20 protein-coding genes are annotated in these 24,758 nt (G+C 42.9%); 2 read left to right on the top strand and 18 right to left on the bottom strand.

Annotated elements, in window-relative coordinates:
* Positions 1-133: 133 nt before the first annotated feature.
* From AC1DOK_RS07950 to AC1DOK_RS07915, 8 genes are all read right to left on the bottom strand, one after another.
* The gene (locus AC1DOK_RS07950; RefSeq protein WP_477553724.1) at positions 134-2,686 is read right to left on the bottom strand and encodes a GH39 family glycosyl hydrolase; all 2,553 of its coding nucleotides are present in this window, start codon (positions 2,684-2,686) and stop codon (positions 134-136) included.
* 190 nt (positions 2,687-2,876) lie between these two features.
* Positions 2,877-3,869: a LacI family DNA-binding transcriptional regulator gene (locus AC1DOK_RS07945; RefSeq protein WP_477553723.1), complete on the bottom strand. Its 993-nt coding sequence runs from the start codon at positions 3,867-3,869 to the stop codon at positions 2,877-2,879.
* Positions 3,856-4,752 carry a DMT family transporter gene (locus AC1DOK_RS07940; protein ID WP_477553722.1) on the bottom strand — a complete coding sequence of 299 codons (897 nt, stop codon included), beginning with the start codon at positions 4,750-4,752 and terminating at the stop codon, positions 3,856-3,858. Before AC1DOK_RS07940 ends, AC1DOK_RS07945 begins: the two co-directional genes overlap by 14 nt.
* A gap of 5 nt (positions 4,753-4,757) precedes the next feature.
* On the bottom strand, positions 4,758-6,452 hold the full coding sequence (locus AC1DOK_RS07935; RefSeq protein WP_477553721.1) for an amylo-alpha-1,6-glucosidase: 1,695 nt from the start codon (positions 6,450-6,452) through the stop codon (positions 4,758-4,760).
* An 11-nt stretch (positions 6,453-6,463) separates the two neighbouring features.
* The gene (locus tag AC1DOK_RS07930; RefSeq protein ID WP_477553720.1) at positions 6,464-9,544 is read right to left on the bottom strand and encodes a glycoside hydrolase family 2 TIM barrel-domain containing protein; all 3,081 of its coding nucleotides are present in this window, start codon (positions 9,542-9,544) and stop codon (positions 6,464-6,466) included.
* A gap of 27 nt (positions 9,545-9,571) precedes the next feature.
* Positions 9,572-10,393 carry a carbohydrate ABC transporter permease gene (locus AC1DOK_RS07925; RefSeq protein WP_477553719.1) on the bottom strand — a complete coding sequence of 274 codons (822 nt, stop codon included), beginning with the start codon at positions 10,391-10,393 and terminating at the stop codon, positions 9,572-9,574.
* The gene (locus tag AC1DOK_RS07920) at positions 10,390-11,331 is read right to left on the bottom strand and encodes a carbohydrate ABC transporter permease (protein ID WP_477553718.1); all 942 of its coding nucleotides are present in this window, start codon (positions 11,329-11,331) and stop codon (positions 10,390-10,392) included. Before AC1DOK_RS07920 ends, AC1DOK_RS07925 begins: the two co-directional genes overlap by 4 nt.
* A 110-nt stretch (positions 11,332-11,441) precedes the next feature.
* Positions 11,442-12,701, bottom strand: coding sequence for an ABC transporter substrate-binding protein (locus tag AC1DOK_RS07915; protein ID WP_477553717.1), 1,260 nt, complete (start codon positions 12,699-12,701; stop codon positions 11,442-11,444).
* 425 nt (positions 12,702-13,126) lie between these two features.
* Here AC1DOK_RS07915 and AC1DOK_RS07910 point away from each other — a divergent pair, with 425 nt between their 5' ends.
* Positions 13,127-13,489, top strand: a complete 363-nt coding sequence (locus tag AC1DOK_RS07910; RefSeq protein ID WP_477553716.1) for an HsmA family protein — start codon at positions 13,127-13,129, stop codon at positions 13,487-13,489.
* A gap of 107 nt (positions 13,490-13,596) precedes the next feature.
* Here the strand turns inward: AC1DOK_RS07910 and AC1DOK_RS07905 are convergent, their stop codons facing one another.
* The 5 genes from AC1DOK_RS07905 to AC1DOK_RS07885 all read right to left on the bottom strand — a co-directional run bounded on the left by AC1DOK_RS07905 (position 13,597) and on the right by AC1DOK_RS07885 (position 20,523).
* Positions 13,597-15,096 carry an ABC transporter substrate-binding protein gene (locus AC1DOK_RS07905; RefSeq protein ID WP_477553715.1) on the bottom strand — a complete coding sequence of 500 codons (1,500 nt, stop codon included), beginning with the start codon at positions 15,094-15,096 and terminating at the stop codon, positions 13,597-13,599.
* A gap of 60 nt (positions 15,097-15,156) precedes the next feature.
* On the bottom strand, positions 15,157-16,041 hold the full coding sequence (locus AC1DOK_RS07900) for a carbohydrate ABC transporter permease (RefSeq protein WP_477553714.1): 885 nt from the start codon (positions 16,039-16,041) through the stop codon (positions 15,157-15,159).
* Between the two features lie 18 nt (positions 16,042-16,059).
* On the bottom strand, positions 16,060-16,965 hold the full coding sequence (locus tag AC1DOK_RS07895) for an ABC transporter permease (protein WP_477554111.1): 906 nt from the start codon (positions 16,963-16,965) through the stop codon (positions 16,060-16,062).
* A gap of 194 nt (positions 16,966-17,159) precedes the next feature.
* Positions 17,160-18,770, bottom strand: coding sequence for a response regulator (locus AC1DOK_RS07890; protein WP_477553713.1), 1,611 nt, complete (start codon positions 18,768-18,770; stop codon positions 17,160-17,162).
* Positions 18,771-18,786: 16 nt separating this feature from the next.
* Positions 18,787-20,523 carry a sensor histidine kinase gene (locus AC1DOK_RS07885; RefSeq protein ID WP_477553712.1) on the bottom strand — a complete coding sequence of 579 codons (1,737 nt, stop codon included), beginning with the start codon at positions 20,521-20,523 and terminating at the stop codon, positions 18,787-18,789.
* A 459-nt stretch (positions 20,524-20,982) separates the two neighbouring features.
* On the opposite strand from AC1DOK_RS07885, the gene AC1DOK_RS07880 reads away from it, so the two are divergent.
* Positions 20,983-21,453 carry a DinB family protein gene (locus AC1DOK_RS07880; RefSeq protein ID WP_477553711.1) on the top strand — a complete coding sequence of 157 codons (471 nt, stop codon included), beginning with the start codon at positions 20,983-20,985 and terminating at the stop codon, positions 21,451-21,453.
* Positions 21,454-21,607: 154 nt separating this feature from the next.
* Here AC1DOK_RS07880 and AC1DOK_RS07875 read toward each other — a convergent pair whose 3' ends face one another.
* The 5 genes from AC1DOK_RS07875 to AC1DOK_RS07855 form a co-directional block, all read right to left on the bottom strand.
* Positions 21,608-22,366, bottom strand: coding sequence for an anti-sigma factor domain-containing protein (locus AC1DOK_RS07875; protein WP_477553710.1), 759 nt, complete (start codon positions 22,364-22,366; stop codon positions 21,608-21,610).
* Positions 22,367-22,368: 2 nt separating this feature from the next.
* Complete coding sequence (locus AC1DOK_RS07870; protein WP_477553709.1) at positions 22,369-22,935, bottom strand: RNA polymerase sigma factor; 567 nt, start codon at positions 22,933-22,935, stop codon at positions 22,369-22,371.
* 169 nt (positions 22,936-23,104) lie between these two features.
* The gene (locus AC1DOK_RS07865; RefSeq protein WP_477553708.1) at positions 23,105-23,617 is read right to left on the bottom strand and encodes a COG4315 family predicted lipoprotein; all 513 of its coding nucleotides are present in this window, start codon (positions 23,615-23,617) and stop codon (positions 23,105-23,107) included.
* A complete protein-coding gene (locus AC1DOK_RS07860) occupies positions 23,614-24,438 on the bottom strand; it encodes a COG4315 family predicted lipoprotein (protein ID WP_477553707.1) in 825 nt (274 codons plus the stop codon). The genes AC1DOK_RS07865 and AC1DOK_RS07860 overlap by 4 nt, the downstream gene beginning before the upstream one ends.
* A 207-nt stretch (positions 24,439-24,645) precedes the next feature.
* Complete coding sequence (locus AC1DOK_RS07855; protein WP_477554110.1) at positions 24,646-24,753, bottom strand: IS3 family transposase; 108 nt, start codon at positions 24,751-24,753, stop codon at positions 24,646-24,648.
* Positions 24,754-24,758 lie beyond the last annotated feature (5 nt).

Raw genomic sequence — 24,758 nt, 5'->3', positions numbered from 1 at the left:
TTTGAAGCGTTTACATGAATACGAGGTCAGAAATCAGTTTAAAATTTACCACCAAGAAGACAAAAAAAGACCACTGATTCGATCATCAGCGGTTCAACAGGTCAATATTACCTTATTAACAATCCAATCTATGCTAATTCGAAGTAGAATGGAATAAGGGTTTTATGCAGTAAAGCTGAACCTCATGTGGGGACAGCTCTGCCTTTACATTAAATTGCGAGTCAATGAACTTCTCATATACTTCACGTTTGGGCTGAGATACAGCCTGCAAATAAGCCAAATCCTCAGGAAATAGACACTCAGGATGCCCCATTTCCACCCAGCTGTCAAATGAGCTTCCCCATTGACGGCCCAGCGTCATTTTACGAACCTGGTACTTGCCTGTAGGCATGGACGTTATTTCCAATGTCAGCTGGAGGGAGTCCATATGCTCAAAGATACGATATCGGTCAACCAGATTAATATGAGAAGCTTCATTATGACGATACAGCTGATCTGTATGTACATAATGATAGAGCAGCACCTGAATTTCTTGGCCACACCTTGTAATGCAATAATTATCTCCCTTTTGGATCAACTCATTACCTAATTGAGCAAGAAGCCGATAGGCATGATAAGCAGCTTTGGGAACACCTGAATTGGTAATCAGACCTAGCCCTCCGTGAAACATATGGTCAGATATGATGAACTCCTCGATGAGATCCGTACAAGTCCAATAACACAAACTATCGACTCCATCCAGATTATCGACGATGTTTTTGATGATATAAGCTGATTGATAACAGGTGTCGTGAATAAGGTCCCGGTGATTGCCGCTGGAGTTCCATTCCGTTACATGAATCTCCTTGATCGCAATATTCGCATCTGCAATAATCTGATGTGTCTTTGCAATGACCTGTGCTAAATAATCAGTTGCTTCCGACATCACCCATAAGTTTGACAGTGCTTCTACATTCCATTGAAATTTCTCATGATGGTTAACATGGGATTGCAGCTCATCCTGAAATATCTGATCAAAGGGGTAGCTGTGAATTGAAATGAAATCGGGAATACAGTTATTTTCCTTGCAATACTGCAAATAATCCTGCAACCAATGATCATGAAGTACAGTTGGAGACAACAAGCTCGGACCGCCAATCTTTAACCGCGGATACTGCTTGATTACATTATAGGTAGCATGATGGAGTGCAAAATATTGCTCTTTGGTTCCGTCCCAGAAGGCAACAACGTCAGGTTCATTCCACACTTCAAAGTACCATTCAGCTACATGATCATATCCATATCTGACTATGCAGTGTTCAACAAAAGCTTTAACCAAATCGGCCCATCGATCTAAATCTCGTGGGACGCTGATATTGCTCTTCTTGACGAATACAGTAGCATCTTTCGATGCAAGCTTTGCTGGCGTAAATCCAAGTTCTATAAATGGCTTCAATCCAATGCTCAGGAAAAAGTCAAACAATTGATCGACATAAGCAAACTGATAATATGGATTTCCAGCTTCATCTTCCTGGTAGATCATCATTTCATCATCGAATATGCCGTGAAATCGAATATGCGTAAAGCCTATATCCTTTTGCAATTGTGTCAATTGCCTTTGCAAGTTAGCGTACAAACCTTCTTTGGCTTTGCCTATTGAGGTTAATCGCTTCCAAGTATGAACAAGCTTCGATGATCTTCCACCATTCATTTGAACGCTCTCATTTTTTTGAATGATCTTGTCTTGTGAATGGTAGTATATATCTTCATTAGGTTTCGGTAGATATTTGAATAGTTCTTTAAATGCTTCCTGCTGATTCATTTCAAGATAATTCGGTACCACTGTGGATTGCTGAAAAGATTGAACATGAGTACGTCTCTTATGACTTGAACGATATTGCTTGGCGGATTGTCCATAGACCTCATTAAAAACTTTATTAAAGGACTTGAGATTCGGAAATCCATTGTTCAATGCAAGTTGCGTAATCGTATCATCGCTATATAGAAGATCGAACATCGCATGCTCCAGCCTGACCCCATTCAGATAGTTGGAAAAAGTAATGCCCAGCACCTTATGAAAAAAACGTGAAAGATAGTGAACCGACAAATACTCTTTCTCAGCTATTTTCGTCAATGAAATCTGCTCAGCATAGTTTTGTTGAATATATTTCGTAATCGCCATCAGACGATTCATGTATTTCATATCAGGCAAGCTATCCTCAGCTTCCGATTCTTTCACAAAATGCTTAATGAGATGAGCAATCAAGCGAAAAAGCAGCCCCTTAATCTCCAATTCGTATCCATTTTCCTGCTTCGTATAAATAAACATCATGAGAGCAAGCATTTGCCTGATCGGATCAAACTCTGTCTGATGCATCTGATCATATTGAGAGGAATTGCAGATGTAATGAAGGTCCTTAAACGAGCCATATTGCTGCTCCATATAAGATTGAGACACCTGGAGTACAAGCAACAAGCATTGTTCATCTCCGCTTATGGAATGCACTTCCTTCGAGTTGATTACCGTAATATCGGACTCTTTCAATAGAAATCTCTCTTGCTTGCGATACAGCTCAACGCTCCCTCTAAGCACAAAAAGGATCTCCATATCTTCATGCCAATGCATTTGAACATAATTCGGACTATGTAAAAGAAGACGAAATGGGATATAATCACTCGTTGTAATGAGTTCAAAATTAGATTTCATCAGAATCCCTCCAAGCTTCATTGTAACAAGCAATAACGAATATGTCCAAAATCTTACTATTATAGAAACAAAAAGTAATATTAGTCATAATCTTGAGGTTGAGTATCGGTAAGGCAAATCAATAATAAAAATGCAGCCACTGTCATTAATGTCGACAGTGGCTGTTCTTACACAATATCAAGATAGGTATTCACTTTATTTCTCTGGTGCTCTCCCTAATAATTAGCTTCGTCGGAATCGTAATCTTCATACAGATCTCCCGTTCGGACATCAGGCGCTGCTGCATAAGTGTAACTGCAGTCTCCCCCATGAATTCAGTGTTCAAGCGAATGGTCGTAAGTGGCGGAACCATGAACTGGGCAGCAGAAATATCGTTGAAGCCGATAATGCTTAAATCCTCTGGAATGCGGTATCCAAGCTCAGAGCATGCTTTATACAGGCCGATCGCAATCGTATCATTCGCTACGAATACAGCCGTTGGCTTATCCTCCAGCTTAAGCAACTGCTTTAATAACAAGTAGCCGTCCTTCGGATTATAGCCCCCTATTTTGATATAGTCCTCGCAGTATAAATTTTTGCTCTTCAAATAATTCTCGAATACTTCCTGACGTGAATCAGAGTACTGATTACCGTTCTTATCCGTATCTACACCGCCAATAAAGCCGATTTTCGTATGACCGAGCTCAAGCAGATAGTTCAATGCCTTCTTTGTCGCCTTCGTAAAATCAGTAACAACAGAGTCGAACAGATCCTCATTCGCTGATGAATCCATAAAAAGGACTGGCTTTTGAAAGCTTGAGATCCTCTCGATATCTTCTGGAAAGAAGATTCCCAGACATATGATCCCATCTATTGATTTCATATTTTCAAGCGTATCACTGCTTCGAATGCGGTGCACCTTCAGCCCTTCCGACTTCAGCTTCTTCTCCAATGCAACACGAATCGAAAGATAGTAGGTATCGATCAATTCTTCTTCAAGTGAGTATGAATAATAAAGGCCGATCTTGAACTTCCGTTTCCGCCACTTCTTGTTTGATTTCTGATAAGACAATTGCTCTGCAGCCTCAAAAATCCGTTGTCTTGTTTCATCGGTCACGTTCAATGTTTCATCATAATTGAGCACTCTGGAAACAGTTGCAATGGAAACATTGGCTTTATCGGCAATATCTTTAATTGTCGCCATAATACCGCCTACTCATCTTATTTGGGATAAAACTCAGCTTCGTCTCTGCCGTTATGATCGCAGCAAGAATCAGGATGCTGCCTACTACCATACGTATCGTAACCACTTCACTTAGTATAATAATGGAAAAAATGGTACCAAACAATGCTTCTGTTGAAAGAATAATAGCAGCTTTGGTTTCGCTTGTATATTTTTGCGCTATCGTTTGCAGCAAGAAGGCTATCGTTGTACTGAAGATGCCTAGATAAACTGCAGCCATAAGCCCCTTGTTGTCCATGTTGACTGGAAGCGCTGCTTCCCCACGGAACACAACTACAAGCAAAGATAACAGGAATGCTATGATCATCTGGATAATCGTTAATTCGACTGGATGATGCTTCTTCACGAATTCACCTGTGAAAAAGATATGAAATGCAAAGAATACGGCGCAAAGTATAGTCAGCATATCGCCGACATTCAGACTAAAATTGAATTGGATAGATAAGATACCAACGCCGATTATAGCTAACAACGCACCAATCAATCCATACTTATCCAGCTTCCTCTTATATAATACAAACCCGATGAATGGGACTATAACAACATTGACAGCCGTCAAGAAAGCATTCTTCGACGGTGTCGTGTATTGCAAGCCTACTGTCTGCAGGGTAAAGGCAAGAAAGAGAAATATGCCTAAAATGATGCCCGCTCCAACAGTGGATCTCTTCAATGATCGGAAATGCTTCATAAATATGACTGACATTAACAATGCAGCAATAAAAAATCGAATAGCCATCACTTGATAAGGAGTTAGTGATTCTAATGAGACTGCACTAGCGACGAATCCGGTCCCCCAGATGATGGCAACTAGAAGCAGACCGATTTCACCAGCATAATTTCTCATTCAAGTTACCTCCGAGGTAATGAAAATTGCTCAGCCAGCATCAGGAATACACTTGATGTCCAAGTGAAGGCTGGATCAACCAAACCTTCTCCGCTAAAAGGATCAAAATTCTCTGCCATGCCACCGACAAGTGTTAAATCCATAAATTTACAAGCTAATCGAGTTGCTAGTTCATTATAACCATTAAAGCGAAGAGCATCAATGAATAAATAGGTGACCGGTGCCCAGATTGGGCCGAGCCAATACCCGTTTTCTCGATACAAGGGGCTCGCATGACTTTCTGTGCATAGACCAAAGGTAGCTTCGAATCTATCGACAAGTGTGTTTACTAGAGTTTCAACCATATCTCGAGGCAATCTGTATCCGATAATGATCGGCATCATCAAGATCAAACTGTCTTGTTGCTCAATGATCCGATCCTCTGGAGCGTACCTCGCTACGAATCGGCCATCCTGAACCAATCGTTCCATCAAGAGTTCGTACAGTTTATCGGCCTCCTTCTTCCATGCCGTCGCTTCGTCTTCTCTCTGGAGTTCCGCAGCCATTTCACTCAATATATCCAGCTGACGAATTAAGTGAGCAGCCAGGTCAGGAGCTTCTACCGGGATGCCGTCATGAAAGATAGAGGCGTTGTCCCAACCTGAATCATTCCCATGATTATAGACTGGCAGACGGAAAGCATCAGCACGACGATGCTCAAGCCAATAGTTCGTCGCTCTCGTCAAACTGTCGTACATACGGGCAACAATAGCTAGATCATTGAACCACTCGTTTTGTTTTCTCATTTGCGAGAAGGCCCATGCATGAATAGGCGGTTTGCAGCAATTGAAGGACAGAAATTTATCATTAATGAAATCTGCATAAATCCCGCTTTCATCCTGATGCTTTATGAAAATATCCAGCTGAGCCATAGCTAGCTCAGGATGATGGCTGCTGAGCATCATCGCATTGAAGCAGTTGTCCCAGCTCCATATGTTGAACATCCAATTCTTCGACATGTACATAGCATAGTCTTTGAGCTGGCCTTCAGGATGGATCACGCACGACCATGTAATGTAAGCAGCTAACTTGCGCGATGGTTCATATTGCTCTAGAACCGTTGGCATATGTTGCAGCCACTGTTCATAATGAAAGTCGACACGTTCGCATGCTTGCGCGTAGTCCTCATACGTCTTTTTCTGCCATATTGTTTTATAGCTCTCAATAACGAACCTGCACTCCTCATCTTTAGGGTTCATTACGATCTCAATCGCTTCGTTCCCTACAACCTTCCACGGAGCTCGGATATCAACGTCACCTTGAAGCAGGGTGAACATCAGCTTGATCTCTTTAGAATACAAATGGTATTCCCATTGATTCGAACCATAAGGCATCAAACTATCATAGCGTGATTTTACAGCAGTCAGCTGTAAAGATACACCTGCTAATCGACTGTGAATAATAGACTCATCACTGATGCACAGCTCGGCATATTCAGCTTGATTATACCTGTGTACGATGCGGAGTCTCGTTTCCGATACAACAAGATCATAGGGAACAGCTTCTCCGTCCTTCATAAGCTTCAAGACAAAGATGGTACTTGGCGCTTCATCCCCACCATGTAAATCTCGCAAAACCAATTGATTCGTGTCTTTCTCAAGGGAAAATGCAAAAAACGAACCGTATCGGCTGAACGGTATACTGGAAATGTCCAAAACCATAAGCTTTCCCCCTATTCCTCGTAACATTTCTTGCTTTCTGCTATTTCCGTACCGTGACCGATCGCGGACCACTCCACATGGAGCTCAAATGGCTGTAATCCCAGCTTGTATTGAGGAAGCTGCTCTTGGCCACAGCTATTGCTACCTAGTCCCGATTGCATGTAATCGATATGAACGACGTTACAAGGTGCCGAATCGATCGCATATCTGTGCTTAGCCCGCTCCAGTGCCTCTGTCATATAATCGTGAACGCTCATTTCACAGCCATGCTTGGTCTTGATCATAAGTGCACTCTCTAGATTGGATAAACTGAACCACTGCACATCTGTGCGGTTCCCATTCTCCTGTGGGTACACATACGGCGTATGCAGGTCCGCAACGCTTGCACTATAGACGCCCATGATGGACGCTTCTTTGCTGTCGACATAGTTCTCACCGAATCCTCTGCCATACCAGGTAAGTTGTTCAAAAGCCTTGCAAACAAACATCTCAATACCGAGCCTCGGCAGCATCGACGGAACTTCTTTACAGCGTATGACAGGAGTACCGGACAAGCACAGGCGAACGGTTCCATCATTATATATGGTATAACGGTAATCGATATCAAAGCCAAATCCTTGGTTCAAAGCGCTAAAATAAGTGTTAATATTCACTTCCACATAAGCTTCATGGTCAGTTACTTCAAAGCCTGTTAACTGCTCACTAGATAAATGCAGAAAATATTTCTTCTTCCAATCTTCTAACTTGTACATATCATTATCAATCGGTGCACGCCACATCGTCATTCGCGGTCCACGTTCAATCAAAGTAATCCCACTGCTTCGATGACTGTGCAAATACCCGAATACATGATGGAATACGACTTCAACCTGTTCATTAGAGATGGTCGTGTAGATCTGGTCTCTCACAATGTTCAACTTGTCTGTACCTAGGCGTGGTGACAATTCTGTCCGATAATACGGAAGCTTAAATTGCTCATAGGCTACGATAAAGCCCCTCTGAGCGTACGGTGCATCTTCCTTTAATACATGCTCTACAATTAAATAGTAGTCCGTATTTGGTCTGATCTCATCGATTGTATAGGACAGTTGTACCTGTCTTTTCTCTCCTGGCTGGATACCACAAAGATCCTTGTTCCCTTGTGCAATCACTTGATCATCGTATACCACTTTCCATTCCATATTCAGATGGTGCAGATCAAGAAAATCATAGAGGTTCTCGATTTCAATTAAGCCATTCGCTAAGTCTAGCGCATAGCTCTTTATAGGCTCGATTACTTTTTTGTATTCCAGCAATCCTGGAGATGGCGTCCGATCGGGATATACTAAGCCATCAATGCAGAAGTTACCATTGGTCGGTTCCTCACCGAAATCTCCGCCGTAGGCATAATAGGTATTGCCTTCGTCATCCTTCTGCACAATGCCATGATCGCACCATTCCCAGATAAAGCCGCCCTGCAGCCGTTTATATTGTCGGAACACATCCTGATACTCCTTCAAACCGCCAGGTCCATTGCCCATCGCGTGTCCGTATTCGCAGAGGATATGAGGCTTTTTACCCTCGTCATTCTGTCCGACCACCTTCAATGCCTCAAGTCTCGTGTACATGGTGGAATAGACGTCACTAACAACGGCTTGTCTGTCCCCTTCGTAATGAACGAGTCGCGTATCATCAAGCCGCTTGCATGCACGATACATCGCCGCAAAGTTACAGCCGAAGCTTGACTCGTTGCCGAGTGACCACATGATAATAGAAGCATGGTTCCGATCGCGCAGCACCATACGTTCTGCCCGATCGACGAACGATTGCTCCCACAACTGATTATTGGTAATCCAGTCATAGTTTCCGGTCAACTCAAATCCATGGCATTCCAGATCAGCCTCGCCAATAACGTATAAGCCATATTGATCGCACAAATCATAGAACACTTCGTTGTTCGGATAATGTGCAGTGCGAACGGCATTTATATTGTGCTGCTTCATCAGCAGAATGTCTTTCAGCATATTTTCTTCAGTAACGGTACGCCCTTCCACAGGATCATGATCATGACGATTGACACCATTAAGCATAATCACTCTTCCGTTAACGGTTATGTTTCCATTTATGATTTCGATCTTGCGGAATCCAATACGAACAGGGATAACTTCAACAACTTGTTCTCCATCATACAAAGTAATGAGTAGTTGATAGAGATTAGGAGTTTCCGCTGTCCATTGCTTTGGCGAGCGGATCATCTCTGTTAGCTCCACACCGAATTGCGATTGTGCTGCAATCGTGACCGTCTGACGAAAATGATTCGTTGTCATGCCCTGATCGTCCAGCAATTCACAGGTCACAACTACATCTTGATCCGCCTCCGTATAATTGGCTAGCTTTAACCTCACCTGCAGTTCACTGTCTTGATACATCTGATCGAAATCCGTCACAACATAACAATCTTCGATTGCGCTTTGCGGGATTTGGTACATTTCTACACTGCGAAATATACCGCTAAGCCACCACATATCCTGATCTTCCAGATACGTGCCATCGGACCATTGATAGACGCGAACTGTAAGCTGATTCTCACCTGATAGCACATAATTGGTAATGTCGAATTCGGAAGGAAGACGACTTACCTTGCTGTAACCGACATGCTTTCCATTAACCCACACATCAAAAGCACTATCGACTCCGTTAAATTTTAATATCATACGGTTGCCTGAAATCACTTCATCGAGTTGGAATGTTCTTCGATATATCCCTGTCGGATTGTCTGTCGGAACGTAAGGCGGGTTAATAGGGAATTGATAGTACAGATCGGTATAGCTCATTTTTCCGTAACCCTTCATCTGCCAGCAAGACGGAACGGAAATCTCATCCCATCCGCTTACATCAAAGCCTGTATGCCAAAAACCGTCCGGCGACAGTTCCGGTGCTTCAACATAATGAAATCTCCACAATCCATCAAGGCTCTGATAACCTATACTGTGGCGTTCATCCATGAGCATAGCCTGCTCTTTCGACTTGTACCGACTAAAGCTAGCAACTGCAGCTTTACGATTGATATGGGACAACTGGATATCTTCCCATCTTTTACGTGTTCGTTCCATAGTACGTATCCTCCACTATCTAAGAAGTTATTTTATTGCTCCACTAATTCCTTCAACTATATATTTTTGAGCATACAAAAACACAATTACTGGTGGAATCACCATGAGAATGGTAATCGCCATAATCGGAAGGATCTGCAACTCGTGAACACCTTTAAACGATGCAAGGCCAAGCGCCAACGTATACTTGGTCCGATCCTGTAGAAAGATTAAAGGTCCCAAATAATCGTTCCATACCGATAACATGTTCAGCACGGCAATAAGCGTCAACGGAGCTTTCATAATTGGCACAAATATTTTCCAGTAGGTTTGAAAATCATTAGCACCGTCAATCTTAGCTGCATGCTCCAATTCCTTCGGTACATTCATCAGAAACTGCCGCAGCAAGAATATAAAGTAGGCGGATCCAAAAAAGGATGGCACAATGAGCGGCTTTAACGTATTTATCCATCCAAACAAGTTAAACTGCATATATAACGGGATCATTGTCACGTCCCAAGGAATCATCATCGTAGCTAGCAGCAAGATAAACAGCCCATTCTTAAACCTAAAGTTGTATCTAGCGAAACCGTAAGCGATCATCGAACAAGATATTATTTGCCCAAACGTCGTCATTACGGTAATCATGACAGAATTCTTAAGATACAGACCAAAAGGCTGAGCTTTCCATGCATTTATGAAATTCACAAACTGCATCTTATCGGGGAAGAAGTTCGGCGGAAATTGATGGACCTCCGCTTCGGTCTTCAAAGCAGTAAGAACGATCCAGATAAATGGGAAAAGGAAATAGATCGAAAATGCAAATAGTAAGAGGTAGATAATTATTTTGTGCCATTGAAATGATTTCATCTCTTCTTACCTCCACGTTTCCGCTCACTCTGTACTTCATTCTCGTAAAACACCCACGCAGAAGAAGATTTGAAGATAAGCGCAGTCAATAGCAGTATGATGATGAACATGAACCAAGCGTTCGCACTTGCGTATCCCAGCTTATGATGCTTGAACGCATTGTTGTATACGAATAATCCATAGAAATACGTAGACTTCAGCGGTCCGCCACTCGTTAGCAACAAGACTAGTGTTAATTGCTGCAGCGCAGATATCGTTGATGTAATTAAATTGAAAAATAAGGTTGAAGTAATAAGCGGCAGTGTGATGCTTGTAAATTGCCTTATAGGACCCGCCCCGTCCATCGCTGCTGATTCATACAGATCTGGTGGAATGCTCTTGATATTCGTATAGAATATAAGCATCATCGTACCAACTCCCCAAGCGCTAGCAATAACTATTGTGAGGATGGCACTGTTTGGATCAATAAGCCACTTCGGTCCTTCAAACCCGAGCAAGGACAGGGCATAGTTTAAGATGCCGTATTTACTGTTGAAGATCCAGCCCCAAATAATCGATACGGCAACGCCGGACAAGACAGCAGGCAAATAAAATATGGTTCGGAATATTTTGACCCCTCTGATAGGCTGGGAAATTAACATAGCCAGAATTAATGATGTGATCAAACTCAAGGGTACATAGAAGGCCGCAAATTTCAATGTAATAGCCAACGACTTGTAAAATTGAGGATCCTTCGTGAACATATTAATATAATTATCCAGTCCAACAAACTTAGGTGAAGAAGTAACTGGCCAATTAAAAAAACTCATGATCAATGAAAAAAATAACGGTCCAATCGTAAATAATAATATACCGACGATCCACGGCGAAATGAATAAAAACGGTGTCCATTTATCCCATCTACGATTTTTTTTATGCCGCTTGACAGCATACTCCATGGTGAAACCTCCCAATACTTCCCGTAATCTAATGTGGACTTTTCATACAACCAAGAAGAAATACCTCTAAAAAGAAAAGGGGTGTATACACCCCTTTGTGTCAACAAAATTTATTTCACAGCTTCATCCAAAGTTGATTTCGGATCCGTTAATGTACTAGGATTGAAAATTTGCTCGAATACTAACCCTAGCTTGTCAGTAATTTCACTCCAGTTCTCTACCTTGTACGAAGCAGGTGTGTAACCCTCACTTAGTTCCAGCATGTGATAGAATACGCGCTTTAGTTCATCCTGCTGAAGCTTCTCGCTCTCTACCACACTTTTTAGCACTGGTAGCTCATAATTGATACGTGCCTTGTTCGCTTCTTCACTCGTCCAGAATTTGATAAACTCCCATGCAGCATCTTTATTTTTGGAATCCTTGGACATCGAGATACCAGATGAAGACACAATGCTGACCGATTTTCCACCACGGAAAGCAGGCAGTTCAACAACACCGAAGTTAATCCCCGCTTCCTTCAAACCACCGATTGACCAAGCTCCGTTGATGAACATAGCCACTTTGCCCGATTTCATCTCCGTAGAGCCTGAACCTTCGGTCGTAATCGCGTAGCCTTCTTTCAACATGTTCTGGAACATCGTTAATACTTCAATAGATTTCTCGCTGTTTACATTACCCTGCAAGTTGCCTTTTTCATCGATGTATGCGGTTTCATTTCCCCATAAAAACATTTCAAAATCATAAGCATCGGGCTTTCCTGAGAAAGCAAATCCGCTAACGCTCTCACTCGGATTATTCAGTTTCTTGGCTGCATCCTGCAGATCATCCCATGTCCAACCGCTCTTCGGATAAGGCACCCCAGCCTTGTCGAACAAGTCCTTGTTATAATAAATCACATGTGTTGTATAGCCAACTGGCAATCCAAGCACTTTACCTTCGGATGAATTATAATTCCAAAGTGTTTCATAGAAGTTGTCTTTGAATCCGGCTCCTTCTTTCTCAATGTAACTATCGAGCTGTTCCAGAGCATTCTTGTAAGTTGGATAATTCCACATATACATCACATCAGGTGCGTCCTTGGCACCCATCCCAGCAGCAATCTTCGTGTCATAATCAGTTCCATACGCTTCTAAGCTAACGGTAATATTTGGATGATTTTCATTAAACTTATCAATTAGTTTTTGTTGAAGCGTTAGATTATCATCTGAATCCCAGGTAGCCAATCGGATCGTCGCTTTATCTGTTACTTTACTTGTTTCTTTACCTTCTTGCGATGCTGAACCTTCCTTCTCTCCTCCTCCGCATGCTGACAAGAATAAAATTGCGAGAATAACGAGAATGATTCCTGACTTTCCTTTCGTCTTTTGCATGAAAGCACCCCTAGTTCTTATTTGATTGCCAATCATAGAAACTGTACAACATTCATGCCTGACTCAGATGTGAATATAATCCAATTTACAATTTTATTATATTTTTACTATACTAAAAAGTCAATAAATTTTACCAAACCTTTTACCTGTTTTCTACGTAAAAATACTTACTTTAACTATAATAAGCTTGTTTTTTTGGATCAGATTAATAATACGTCAAATTGTAACCGTTATTTTAGTTAGTAAAATATAATAATTTTACTAAAGTAATAATTGCAGATGGATCCAATTTCAAACGATTAACACAATTCAGTCCTTACCATTGTTACAAACGTAATGTTCTGTTCATATTCCATTCATATTGAGTTGATAGAATACATCAGCAGAGGAAAACTACTAACAAAAACAACACGAGGTGAACCAACATGCTAGCAGCTGCGATTATTTTTATCAATTTAGCGCTTGTATTCTATACGATTGGTGTATGGGGGGAGAAACGTTCTGGTACCCTTCAGAATAAGCATCTTATATTTTTCCTGTTCGGATTGATTTGTGATACAACAGGAACAACAATCATGAGTTCTCTTGCTACGGATGGCGGGAATATCATGCATGCAATAACAGGCGGTGTTGCACTCCTTCTTATGCTCATCCACGCGGTCTGGGCATTCTTTGTCAAATGGAAAGGAAGTGCGAAAGCACAGCATAACTTCCATCGATTCAGCTTAATCGTATGGATTCTATGGCTTATTCCTTATTTTATTGGTGTAGCCATGAGTATGCTGTAGAGCCTGTATTAAACGATATACACACGTAGAAAAGGCTTCCCACAAGGAGAAGCCTTTTCTTATTTTATCTGGCTGCTTTATCAGCTATTTTTGCGTACATGCCGTTATCATTTGCTTGCTTTCGCCCAAGCATCCAGTTGTTTCTGTTTCTCCGCAATAATCTTATCCAAGCCCGCTGCTTTCAACTTGCTATTAAATTCCGGCAAGTTCTCAGCTGGATCTAATGTACCTGTCTCGAGTCCTACCCTGAACTGGTTACTTACATTTGTGACGGCGGCAATTTCTGTTTTCACAGGGTTAGCATCAAACGTAAAGCCCAAAGCCTTCGATCGGATCGCAGACTTATTGAACTCCTGCATCTTCTCCCAAATTTTCGGATCTTCGCCTTCCCATACATTATTTAGGAAGTTGTTGCCGAGCTCCCACTGGTTTAACATGTATCCCGTTTCCTTTGCTCCGTCAGGCATAGCAATCATATTGCCCTTCTTCACATAATGTTTGCCCTCGATACCGTTGGAGATCAGATTGACGATCGACGGATCAGAATACATCAGATTCATGAACTGCATCGCTTTATCCGGATTCCCGCTATTTTTGGAAATCGACATCATAAACGAAGTGATCGCGCCTGTCGCTGTAATTGGTTTGGTCAATCTAACCGCAACCAGTTCTTTTCCAGTCGCTCTTGATTCTTGCACTTCAAAGCCAGGTTTCATATTGGCCACATATCCGAATGCTTTGTCAGATTTGACCAAGGTTTGTCCGGTCTCCTGTGAAGTCGTAATATCCTTAAAAATATAACCTGCCTGATACCATTTTCTCACCATTTCCAATGTATCGATATATTCCTTGGTTTCGTACATATTCGTTACTTTCAAGTCATTGTCCATACCAGGCAGTACGCCAAACCTGTCTCCCAAAGTATCGTAATCGGCTCCCAAAACAACTTCTGCAACGGTTTGGTCTTGAGTCTGCTGGACAAGAGGAACGATTCCCGGTTCGTTTTCTTTAATCGTCTTGAACACCGATTCCAAATCACTAAACGTCTTGATTTGATTGAGGTCAATATGATATTTATCAACCAGATCTTTGCGCATAACAACACCATAATCTGCCGCTAAATCTCTCATGCTCGGAACTCCATACATTTTACCGCTGATTTTGGTGCCATCCAGATATTCCTGCGATACGGCTTGCTTGATTCCTTGACCATACTTGTCGATCAGTTCGTCCAGAGGAAGCAGTTGCCCCTTGGCAACCTGGGTATTGTAGTTAAAAAATGAGGATGAAACGACGAGGTCCAGCTTCTCGCTGCCGGCCAGTATCAGATTGATTTGCTGGTTCCATGCGGATATGTTTACCGCAGTCAATTTGACCGTTGCATTGATCTTTTCCTTTGTAATCTTATTGATTTCATCTTGAACAAGAGGTAAGTCAGGTAAATTTCCAAAGGTGATAAACGACATCGCCAACTCATACGGCTCGGAATTCTCCTTATCCGCATTTGTGGCTGCTGGCTGTTCCCCGTTCGAGCAAGCGGTTAGCATCGCGGACAAAGCCAGTACAAAGGCTAGCAGGCCAACACCAATTTTCCATTTCTTAAACATTGAATTTCCCCCTTGATTGTTTGAATATGCTTAACCGAATCGAAGGATTCGGAGGTAGCCTTATCCTTTTACTGCACCAAGCGTCAGACCTTTGACAAAATATTTCTGAAAGAACGGGTAAGCGCAAATGATCGGCAATATGCCGATAACCGCCATCGCCATACGAACGGTTTCGAGCGGGATTTTTGACGTAGCAGCGGATTGTTTGGACCCCAGGCTCGTGCTCTGCAAAAATTGGATGTCGCTTAAAATTCGGTTCAACAAATTTTGAATACTGAACAACTTGGAATCCGTTATATAAATTAATCCGTTAAACCAGTCGTTCCAGTAGGATATGGTGAGCATAAGACCAATCGTTGCCATAATCGGTAATGAGAGCGGCAATACGATCCGATAAAATGTTTTAAATTCGGAAGCCCCGTCAATAAACGCAGATTCAATGACCTGAGGCGGGATAGAGGTGCTGAAGAAAGAACGGATAAGCAATATATAAAAACCATTGGTTAACAGCCCCGGTACGATAAGAGCCGCTATCGAGTTTTTGATATGAAAAATTTCCGTATAAATCAGATAAGTGGAGACAAGACCGCCGTTAAATAGCAGAGTGAAAAATACGATAAAAGATAATACGTTCCGAAGCGGCAAATCTCTTCTAGACAACGGATATGCGATCAGGCAGGAAATCAGCAATCCCACTGCAGTACCGACGAGCGTAACTAGCACCGTGACACTGTAAGACCGGAGCAATGAAGTGGCGTCCGCTAACAAATAGGAGTAGGCTTCCCAACTTAGTTTGCTTGGCAGAAGCGAATAGCCCTCAAGTACGATCACCTTCTCATCTGTAATTGATGCCATGAACAACAGAAGGAAAGGGAAAACGCATACACAAGTAATCATCAGCAAAATGCCGTTGACGATCAATGGATTCATTTGATTCGATTTCATGACTCTTGCTCCTTTCTACTAGAATAAAGCCTGATCAGGGTTTCTTTTGCGAACGATTAAGTTAGAGATCATGACCAATATAAATCCGACAAGCGACTGATATAACCCTGCTGCGGACGACATGCCGATGTCTCCCAGCGTCATTAGTCCACGATACACGTAAGTATCGATAACGTCCGTTGTCGGCTGCAGCGGTCCAGAATTGAGCGGCACCTGATAGAAAAGACCGAAGTCAGCGTAAAATATACGTCCGATACCCAGAAGCATCAGGATCGTAATGACAGGCATGATCAATGGTATCGTAATCCTTCGAATTTGCTGCCATTTGCTTGCTCCGTCAATCGTTGCCGCTTCGTAATACTCATGATCAATTCCAATAATGGCTGCTAGGTAGATAACACAAAAGTACCCGACATTCACCCACATATTTACAAATGTCAGAATGAAAGGCCAATATTTCGGCTGTGAATACCACGTAATCGGTTCGATTCCAAATAGCGGCAACACCTGACGGTTGAGAAACCCATTTTCGGTATTTAAAAAAGAAAGCACCAAATATCCAACAATAACCATGGAAATGAGATAAGGCAACAGCACTACACTTTGATAAAATCGTGCCATGAAGCGGTTTTTTACTTCATTTAGCAAAATAGCGAGCGCAACCGCTAAAACCATATTAATGATTATAAAAGCTCCGTTATATAGCAAGGTGTTTCGGGTAATAACAAATGCATCTGACGTTGTAAACAAATATTCGAAGTTTTTAAACCCGATCCAATCGCTCCCCCAGATTCCTTTGGTGTAGTTAATATTTTTGAACGCGATAAATACTCCGAACATAGGCAAGTAATTATTAATAATAAGATAAACGAATGCAGGCACGAGCATAAGAAATAAAGCTCGATAACGTTTTAGCTTCTTCATAGCGCTCTGAATGGCAGTCTGTTTCACGCCGTTACCTCTTTTCCTGTTAGAATGGACTTATTATACTGGAGAGATGAAAGCAGTACTAACCAAAAATACGACTCTTTGCTTTTGTTTATCCGACTTTCTCCTGATCACGGTTTATAAAAAAAAGAAACCGTTCCCGCAGAGCGAAAGAGATTTCTCTAGGCTGATTATCGTTTTTGTGATTGTTTTCGGAATTCGATCGGATTCAAACATGTTGCCCTCTTAAAGATGGTGGAGAAATACGATAGATTGGAGTAGCCGGATGTCAAAGCTATGTCACTGATAGACTTCACTGTAGTTCTCAGCTGTTCCTTTGCGTATTCAATCCGCTGCTGCTGCATATAATCGGAAATCGACATCCCCGTCTGTTTTTTAAACAGCCTTGTCAAATAGTCCGGATTCAGATAAACATTATTAGCGATATCTTTCCGGCTTAACGCCTGCAGTCCAATGTTTTCGGCGATATATTGCTTTACTTTCTCGACGATCGACTTGTTCTCCAAAGCAGAATGCATATGATTCATCGCTACTTCAATGATAAATCCGACCCATTCCTGAAGCGCCTTCAACGAGCGAAGCGCGGCTTCCGGCTTTTCCGTCAACAGGCTTCTCGAGAACACCTGATGTGCCTGCAATCCTTTCACATGCAAAACGAAAAAAATCATTTGCATGAAATCCTGATAAAAGACATGGAGCCATTCGGCGTTGACCCCGCCTTTAACATGCCGCAAGGAATCGAGATACTGCATCACTTCCGCGAGCAATTTATGCTTCGTTCCTTGCTTCATCATCTCCGCCCACTCCTTCATCTGCGGCAGCAGAATCGGCCCTCCGCCTATTTTCATCTTGTTCAGGACAAACATCTCATTGATCAGTGTCACATTGTTCGCATCAAATTTCTGCAATTCGTGAACCATTCCTAACATTTCATGCGGAAAAGCGACTTCGCCGATATAACAGCAAAGATCACAGTAAAAAAAACGGTTGCAAGCGACAATATACTCTTTGCAATGCTCTTCTATAGCGGGAGGCATATCAGGCAGTTCTACGGGAATGACCGCCAACAATTTGCGGGTTCCAATCGATACGACCATCGCCTGGCGGACGTTATGGGCAATTTGCTCCTCCGCGGCATTTCGCAAAGCATATTCCATAATTCGCTCCTCGCGTGAGGAAAGCTCCTTGTGCCAACACTGCACCTGGATCAGCACGGGCAAGAAACGCATTGATGCATGGAACGTAATATTTTGTTTTTTCAAATAGGCTTTCACTTGATCTGGCGTCGAAGGGATGACCTGGTGAATCAAATCTTGCCAGAACCGCTCTATCACCATAGGTTGATGCGCTTCCCACAGCTTGTTATAGTGCCTGAAGACCTCTTCAAACGCCAATAATTCCTGATCTTTCCTGATTTTGTCCAATGCTTTTCCCATGACGTTCTCTAATTCCTCATAGTCGACTGGCTTCAGCATATAATCGAAGCTGCCCAACTGAAGAGCCTGTTTGGCATAGGAAAAATCAGCATGGCATGTCAGAAATATCGTCTCCGTTCTTGGATAACGCTCCCTCACCCATGCCAGAAGATCCAGGCCAGTGCCTTGAGGCATTTCTATGTCGCAAACTATTACATGCACCGGATGCGATTCGAATATTTCTTTAGCCTGCCTGATATTGTAGGCGACATGAACGGTTGCAATATTTAGCTTTTCCCATCTTACACCCGCCTGAATTCCCCGCACCGCATGGCTTTCATCATCAACGATAAGCGCGTAATACATGCAACACCATCCTATCCTATTGAGGATTCAAGGGCAGACGGATTTGAACCGTCGCGCCTTTTCCAGGCTCATTCGAAAACTGTATGCTTGCTTGTTGCTTGTATAGTAGTCTGAGTCTTCGTTTCACATTCCAGATTCCGATATGTTCGCCATCGTGGCTCACCAGATCAACGTCTTGTCTCAACTGCTCCAACACTTCTTTCGGAAAGCCCATACCGGTATCCTGAACGATAATGTGCAATTTTTGTTCTTGAAGAGTGGAGTCCGAATCCAGTTCGACATAAACATCAATTTCGGTCAGTTCATCTAAATTGACCGCATGCTTGATCGAATTTTCCACCAAAGTTTGAATGATCAAAGGCGGTATGGGCGACTGCATCAGAGCGTTCGGCGCCTCAACTCGATAAGATAAATTTCTTGGAAATCGGAGTTGTTGAATCCGCAAGTAGTTCCTTGTATGCGTTAGTTCTTCCTGTAGAGTGACGAAATCTGAACTGCTGCAGTACATAAATCGGAAATAGTTGACTAGACATTTGGCCATTTCCTGAATGACAGCATAATCTTTGACCGTAGCCAGATTGTAGATGATATTGAGCGAATTCAGAAAAAAGTGTGGATTGATTTGCATCTGCAAATGCTTTAGCTCTGCTCGCTGATGGTTCAGCTTTTCTTCATAAACATTGATTTTTAAATCGTGAATTTCTGCAATCATCCGGTTGAATGTCTCATTCATCATGTCAAACTCGGTCGAGGACGGCGTTTGATGCAGACGTACATCCCAGTTCCCGCCCTTCAGTTTTCTCATCGCAGATACGATTCGATTTATTGGCTGCAGAAACACCTTTCTCATAAATATCAAGAAAAGCGTCAGAAGCAAGCAAGCACCAATGGAAATAATAGAAACAATCCACTTCATATACGGGAGCTTTTCCAAAATCGAGCTGTCCGGAATAATTGTGTTGAGGGTAAAATTGCCCTTCGTTGAACGCTCGCCCATGACTAAATATTTCGTTTCAGTTCCAGCAAGATAATAGGGTTCCGGTCCATACTGCAATTGGATATTTTCCTTTCTAACTAAGTCTTCATGGTTCATCGGTGCAAGACGATCCGTAGCAAGCAGAGCCGCTCCCGACTCGCCAAAATCGATAAGATTGAGCGGAATCATTAGTTTGTCGGCATTGACCCAGGCTCCTACGTAAACATTGCCGACTTTGACAATATGGAAAACATAATACTTCTTCTCTCCGCGGCTAACATACCAAGTCGTGTTATCGTATCTCCCGCTGTTTTCGCGAACGATCCCGCGGATGATGTTTTGGACCGCCATACGTTCTTCGAAGCTGCTCTCCTGTGAAGGCGTTACGATCAGTTCCTCGTTTGCAACAGAATAAATAAAAAACAAGTCCATCGTTTTATAATGACCAATATCTTTTGAAATCGTATCATATAAACGAAGCTTTGCTTTCGTGTACAGGTTGTAATTCTCTTTCTCGGAATACTCCAGATCCATCAGATCTGTGTTCCGCTCGGACAAATCAAACAAATAATTGTCCACTTCCGCCAAATTGCGGTCAATTTGTCCCATGTACAGACTTAACATATTCTTATTCGAAAGGGCCACCTGATTTCGTACGACGTCTATGGAATAATAACTTGAGATCATCAATAAAGCGATCAACGGGATAATAATTATTGAAATGCCACCAAAGATCTTAAAACGCAATGAATTCAGAAATGGTTTAACTGGCCGCATTTTAACGGGTCCCCTTTGTAACCAAGCATTGAATATACAACCGAGCGATGTTCCCTAAATATTGGTAAATAACTTTGCGCATATTATACTAAAATAACTACATGGAAAATACATACACGATGCAGGAAAAAAAGACCCCTAATTCGTTCACCATAACGGATAGAAATCTCTTTTTACAAACATCCTGTGAAATTCATCTTCAGTTGCTGCCGGGCGAAGCGTAACACATACAAGAATCCTGTTTCAGCAGTATGCAGTTGGTTTTGATTTACCGCTAACGGGCGGTTTTGCTTAATCTCTAAAGTCCCAATAGTGGAATAAACATTTAGGGACTTTCCGAAGAAATCACTTTAGGGTGACTTATTAATGGTTAAAACCAAGAAGGTATTTGTTCTATAACGAAGAATAATATTATCGAATGCTCCCTGTCACACGAATAATGATGAAGGAGAGGATTGGATGGATAAGTTGATCGAGGAGTACGGCCAAGACTATGCGCTGCTGCGAGAAGTCGTTGAAGGATTGTCTGAGGAAGAGCTGCGTTTCCAACCTGCACCGGACAAATGGAGCATCCATCAGATTGTGATCCATGTGACGGATAGCGAAATCCTGTCGACACATCGGATGAGAAAAGTCTTGGCGGAGGAAGAACCGCTTCTGCTATCATTTGATCAGGAAGCTTGGGCGGATAACCTGGGATATGAACGGTTGGACCGCGAGCAGCATCTGCTCCTGTTCCAAATGCTTCGGGCCAGCATACTGCCGCTTCTGGAAAATCTGACTCCCGAGCAGCTTGAGCGGGTCGGGGTATACCCCGATGGAGCGCGGTACACGTTCAAAGAGCTGCTGGAATTGCGCGTCCAGCATGTCCGTGACCACCTCGCCCAGATCGAGCGGGTAAGGCAGGCATATCGGGAGGATAGGGTATAACACTATATGCTAGTTGTGATTAAACTAACGGGTACGATAGTTCAATGATACAGCGGCAGTCTAGGACTTTATTTTCTCGTCCATAGCTGCCGTTGTTTCTATTACTGGGGTCAGTCTAATACTTTATTTTCTATGAACACTTATTTGTATTTTTTTAAACCGACCCAAACATTTTTTGTCCACGAGGCTGATTTCCCTTATCGTCTGGTTCAAGCGTAATCCCGATCTGGTCGAAAATCAGAGTATCTGATTCCATCGGCATAGTCAGCATGCCAACGCCGGCACCTTCAGATGTAACCCGAAATGTTCCCGCGCTGGAGCGTATACCATTCTTAATTAACCAGACCTGATATGCTTGATCACCGCTCGTTGGAGTGGCTCCGTAGACATATACCACAAATTGCTTGCTCTTCCCGTTGTCGATGATGCAGGCGGTGCCGTAGGCCTTAGAGGTATCATGGGATTGAGATTGCAGTGGAACGACCAACTTAATCTGCGACGGCACTATATGTTGTGTTTCGGAGGACGCTGAGATACTTATGCGTTCACGGTACAACCAGATGTTCAATGCCGAGCCAAAGACGAACATTGCGATAAGCGCGACGGCTGGAGCCTTTCGCAACCAGCGTAGTTTTGCACTGCGCCTGTTCGTCTCAGCAGTGGGCTGAACTGTTTTCGTGGCCTCAGCAGCAAAAGCCGCCTTCATGACTTGCTGTTTCAAATCTATTGGCGGTTCGATTTGTTCCATATCTGCAGAAATTCCCTCCCATACGAGTTGCAGTTCAACTATCTCCGCTTGGCAAGCCTCGCAGCCTGACAGATGACGCTCAAAGACAATGCGCTCTTCCTCGGTGCTTAAGCCGGATAACACATCCAGATACAAATCGCAAACAGATTGTGTTCTCTCGTTCATTGTCATCCCTCTCCTTCCGTGATCAGATGTCTGCGCAATATTTTTAAGGTCTGATGCAGCCTGTTCTTCACAGTACCCAAAGGCTCCCTGTAATGCTCGGCCAATTCTCTCAAGCTATATCCTTGCCAATAAAAATCTTCTAAAAGCTCGATCTGTTGCTTGGACAAAAAGCGATAGGCGTTGCGAATTTGCTCCTTGAGTGAGTCTCTCTCCAAATGTGCTTCAGGTGAGGCTGTTTGATCAGGGATCCTTTCCAGTTCTTCGGGGAGATAAGCAATAAGCCCATTGCTACGCCTGCGCTGCTGGCGCAACAAGTCCATCGTCAGATTTCGAGTGATTGTAATAAGCCAACTTGTAAACTTGCCCTTGTCAGGATTAAAGTCCGAACCAGTCGTCCACAGCCGGACATAAACAGCTTGGACAATGTCCCTTGCACCTTGTTCGTCTCGAAGCGCCTTGCTGGCGAAGGAATAAATAAGGGTCGCATAACGATCGTACAAAATGGACAGGGCTTCCTGTTCCTTCTGTTTCACGAGCAGCATTAATTCGTAGTCAGATAGATGGTGCATACGGACGAGGCCTCCTTATTCGCACCGGTTCAAAGTTCAACCTGGTTTTATAGCATAGTATTTTTTATAATAGAAACAAGAAGACATCAGCAAGGAAACCGATTCTACGGTCCCCCTGCTGATGCGGGAAGTTACATTTCTGTTAATACTGTTTCTCTTACATGCCAGTCTATTGAGTCACTGGTACACCGCTGAATTTATCTGGATCAACCACGAACCATACACCCTTCACGTTCTGGCCCAATGTGTCACCATGCTTAGCATCATTTACAAAGTAATAAAGCGGAAAGTCTTTGTAGGTCGCTTGCTTGCTGCCATCAGAACGCGTAATAGTACCGAAGTCTGCCTCTTTCATAGTTGATGGCACACTGCCGTCTATTGTCCCATATACCGGCCAAATGGCGAGACACTCGCCTTCGCAAGAGCTCATTTGCGGCTTATCCTTAGTGAAATAGTATAATGTACGGCCACGATCGTCAGTCAGATATTGACCTAATTCTGAATTGGAACCAAGCATAACACGATAATCCGACTTGGCCACAAACCATACGCCCATAACGCCTTCACCCAGAGTGTCGCCAGCTTTTTTATCTTTTACGAACGTATAGAGAGGCCATCCTTTGTACATCCACTGTTTCGCCCCTCCTGCATGAGTCACAATACTAAAATCCTCAGGATTCATTGTAGCGGAATCTGTAATTGATCCGCACTTAGGAAAGACCAATTCGCGAGACACTGCCCCTGACATGCATCCAAATTCTGAGCATCTTTTGAGAATAAATAGAGTGTACGACCTTTACCGTCTACCAGGAAAGTTCCAAGCTTAGCGTCCGTACGCAGGCCAATTCTCTCACCAGCAGGCAACTTAGCAGAAGCAGGAATGATTCCGTCCTTCTGCAATTTATCAAAAAGTTTCTGTCCCTCTGACGTCGATCCGGACAGGGACTCAACGAGTGCTGTGGAGACATGAGCGTTTGTCAATGTGGAAACGCCGGAGATTTGGTCCATCCCTTTGCCTGCAGCAAATGATTCCGTATCTTTGTAGACGAAATCCTTACCCGATTTATAGCCTTGGCTCTCAAGTAGCACCTTATATAACTGCTGTGAGCTGACAGGTGCAAGTGGATTAAAACGATTTGCCCCTTCGCCACTCCAACCGTATTGGGGGTTGCTATGTAGATAAGCAAGAATAGTTTGTTCGCTTGCTCCTACCTGATTCGCATCGACGAAGTTGTCCTTACCAGTATGTACACTTGCCTCGTCAAGCTTACCCTGCAGCCGTAGCGAGATAATGGCCGCTTGAATACGAGTAGTGCTCTTGGCTAAATATTCGGCATTAACCCCATTACCATCACCCACAAGTAAACCGAGCTCAGCCGAAGTCTGTGCGTCCGTTTTTACAGCCCCCGTACTTTCCGTGGTTTCTGCAGCCAAAGCCAGCCCCGACACCAGCAGCATTGCACCTATCGAAAGCGTAAGAATCAACTTTCTAATTTTTTTCATCCTCAAAAACCTCCAATAAAAATATGATGTTATTACAAGATAACGTTGGAATGAATCAAGAGGTTTGAAGATTTTTTAAAAAATATTCCTTTCAGTAAATTAGACTAAGAACAAAGTTCGACATCATCCGTTATTTCCCTTTACAAAAAAAGCTTCTCACGAGTTCGAATCTGGTCATACCCCTGTCAAGTAGACAGATGAAAAAAGCTATGCTGCCAGCGCGCACCGGTATTCGATCGGCGCGCGCTGTTTCAGTTTAGATTGGAACCGCTGGTAATTGTAATAATAAATATAATCTTCTACCGCTTGATGAATCTCAA

The sequence above is a fragment of the Paenibacillus sp. P5_B5 genome (assembly GCF_056400365.1).
Note: the sequence above shows the minus strand (reverse complement) of the source record. Positions and strands in the feature narration are given on the sequence as shown.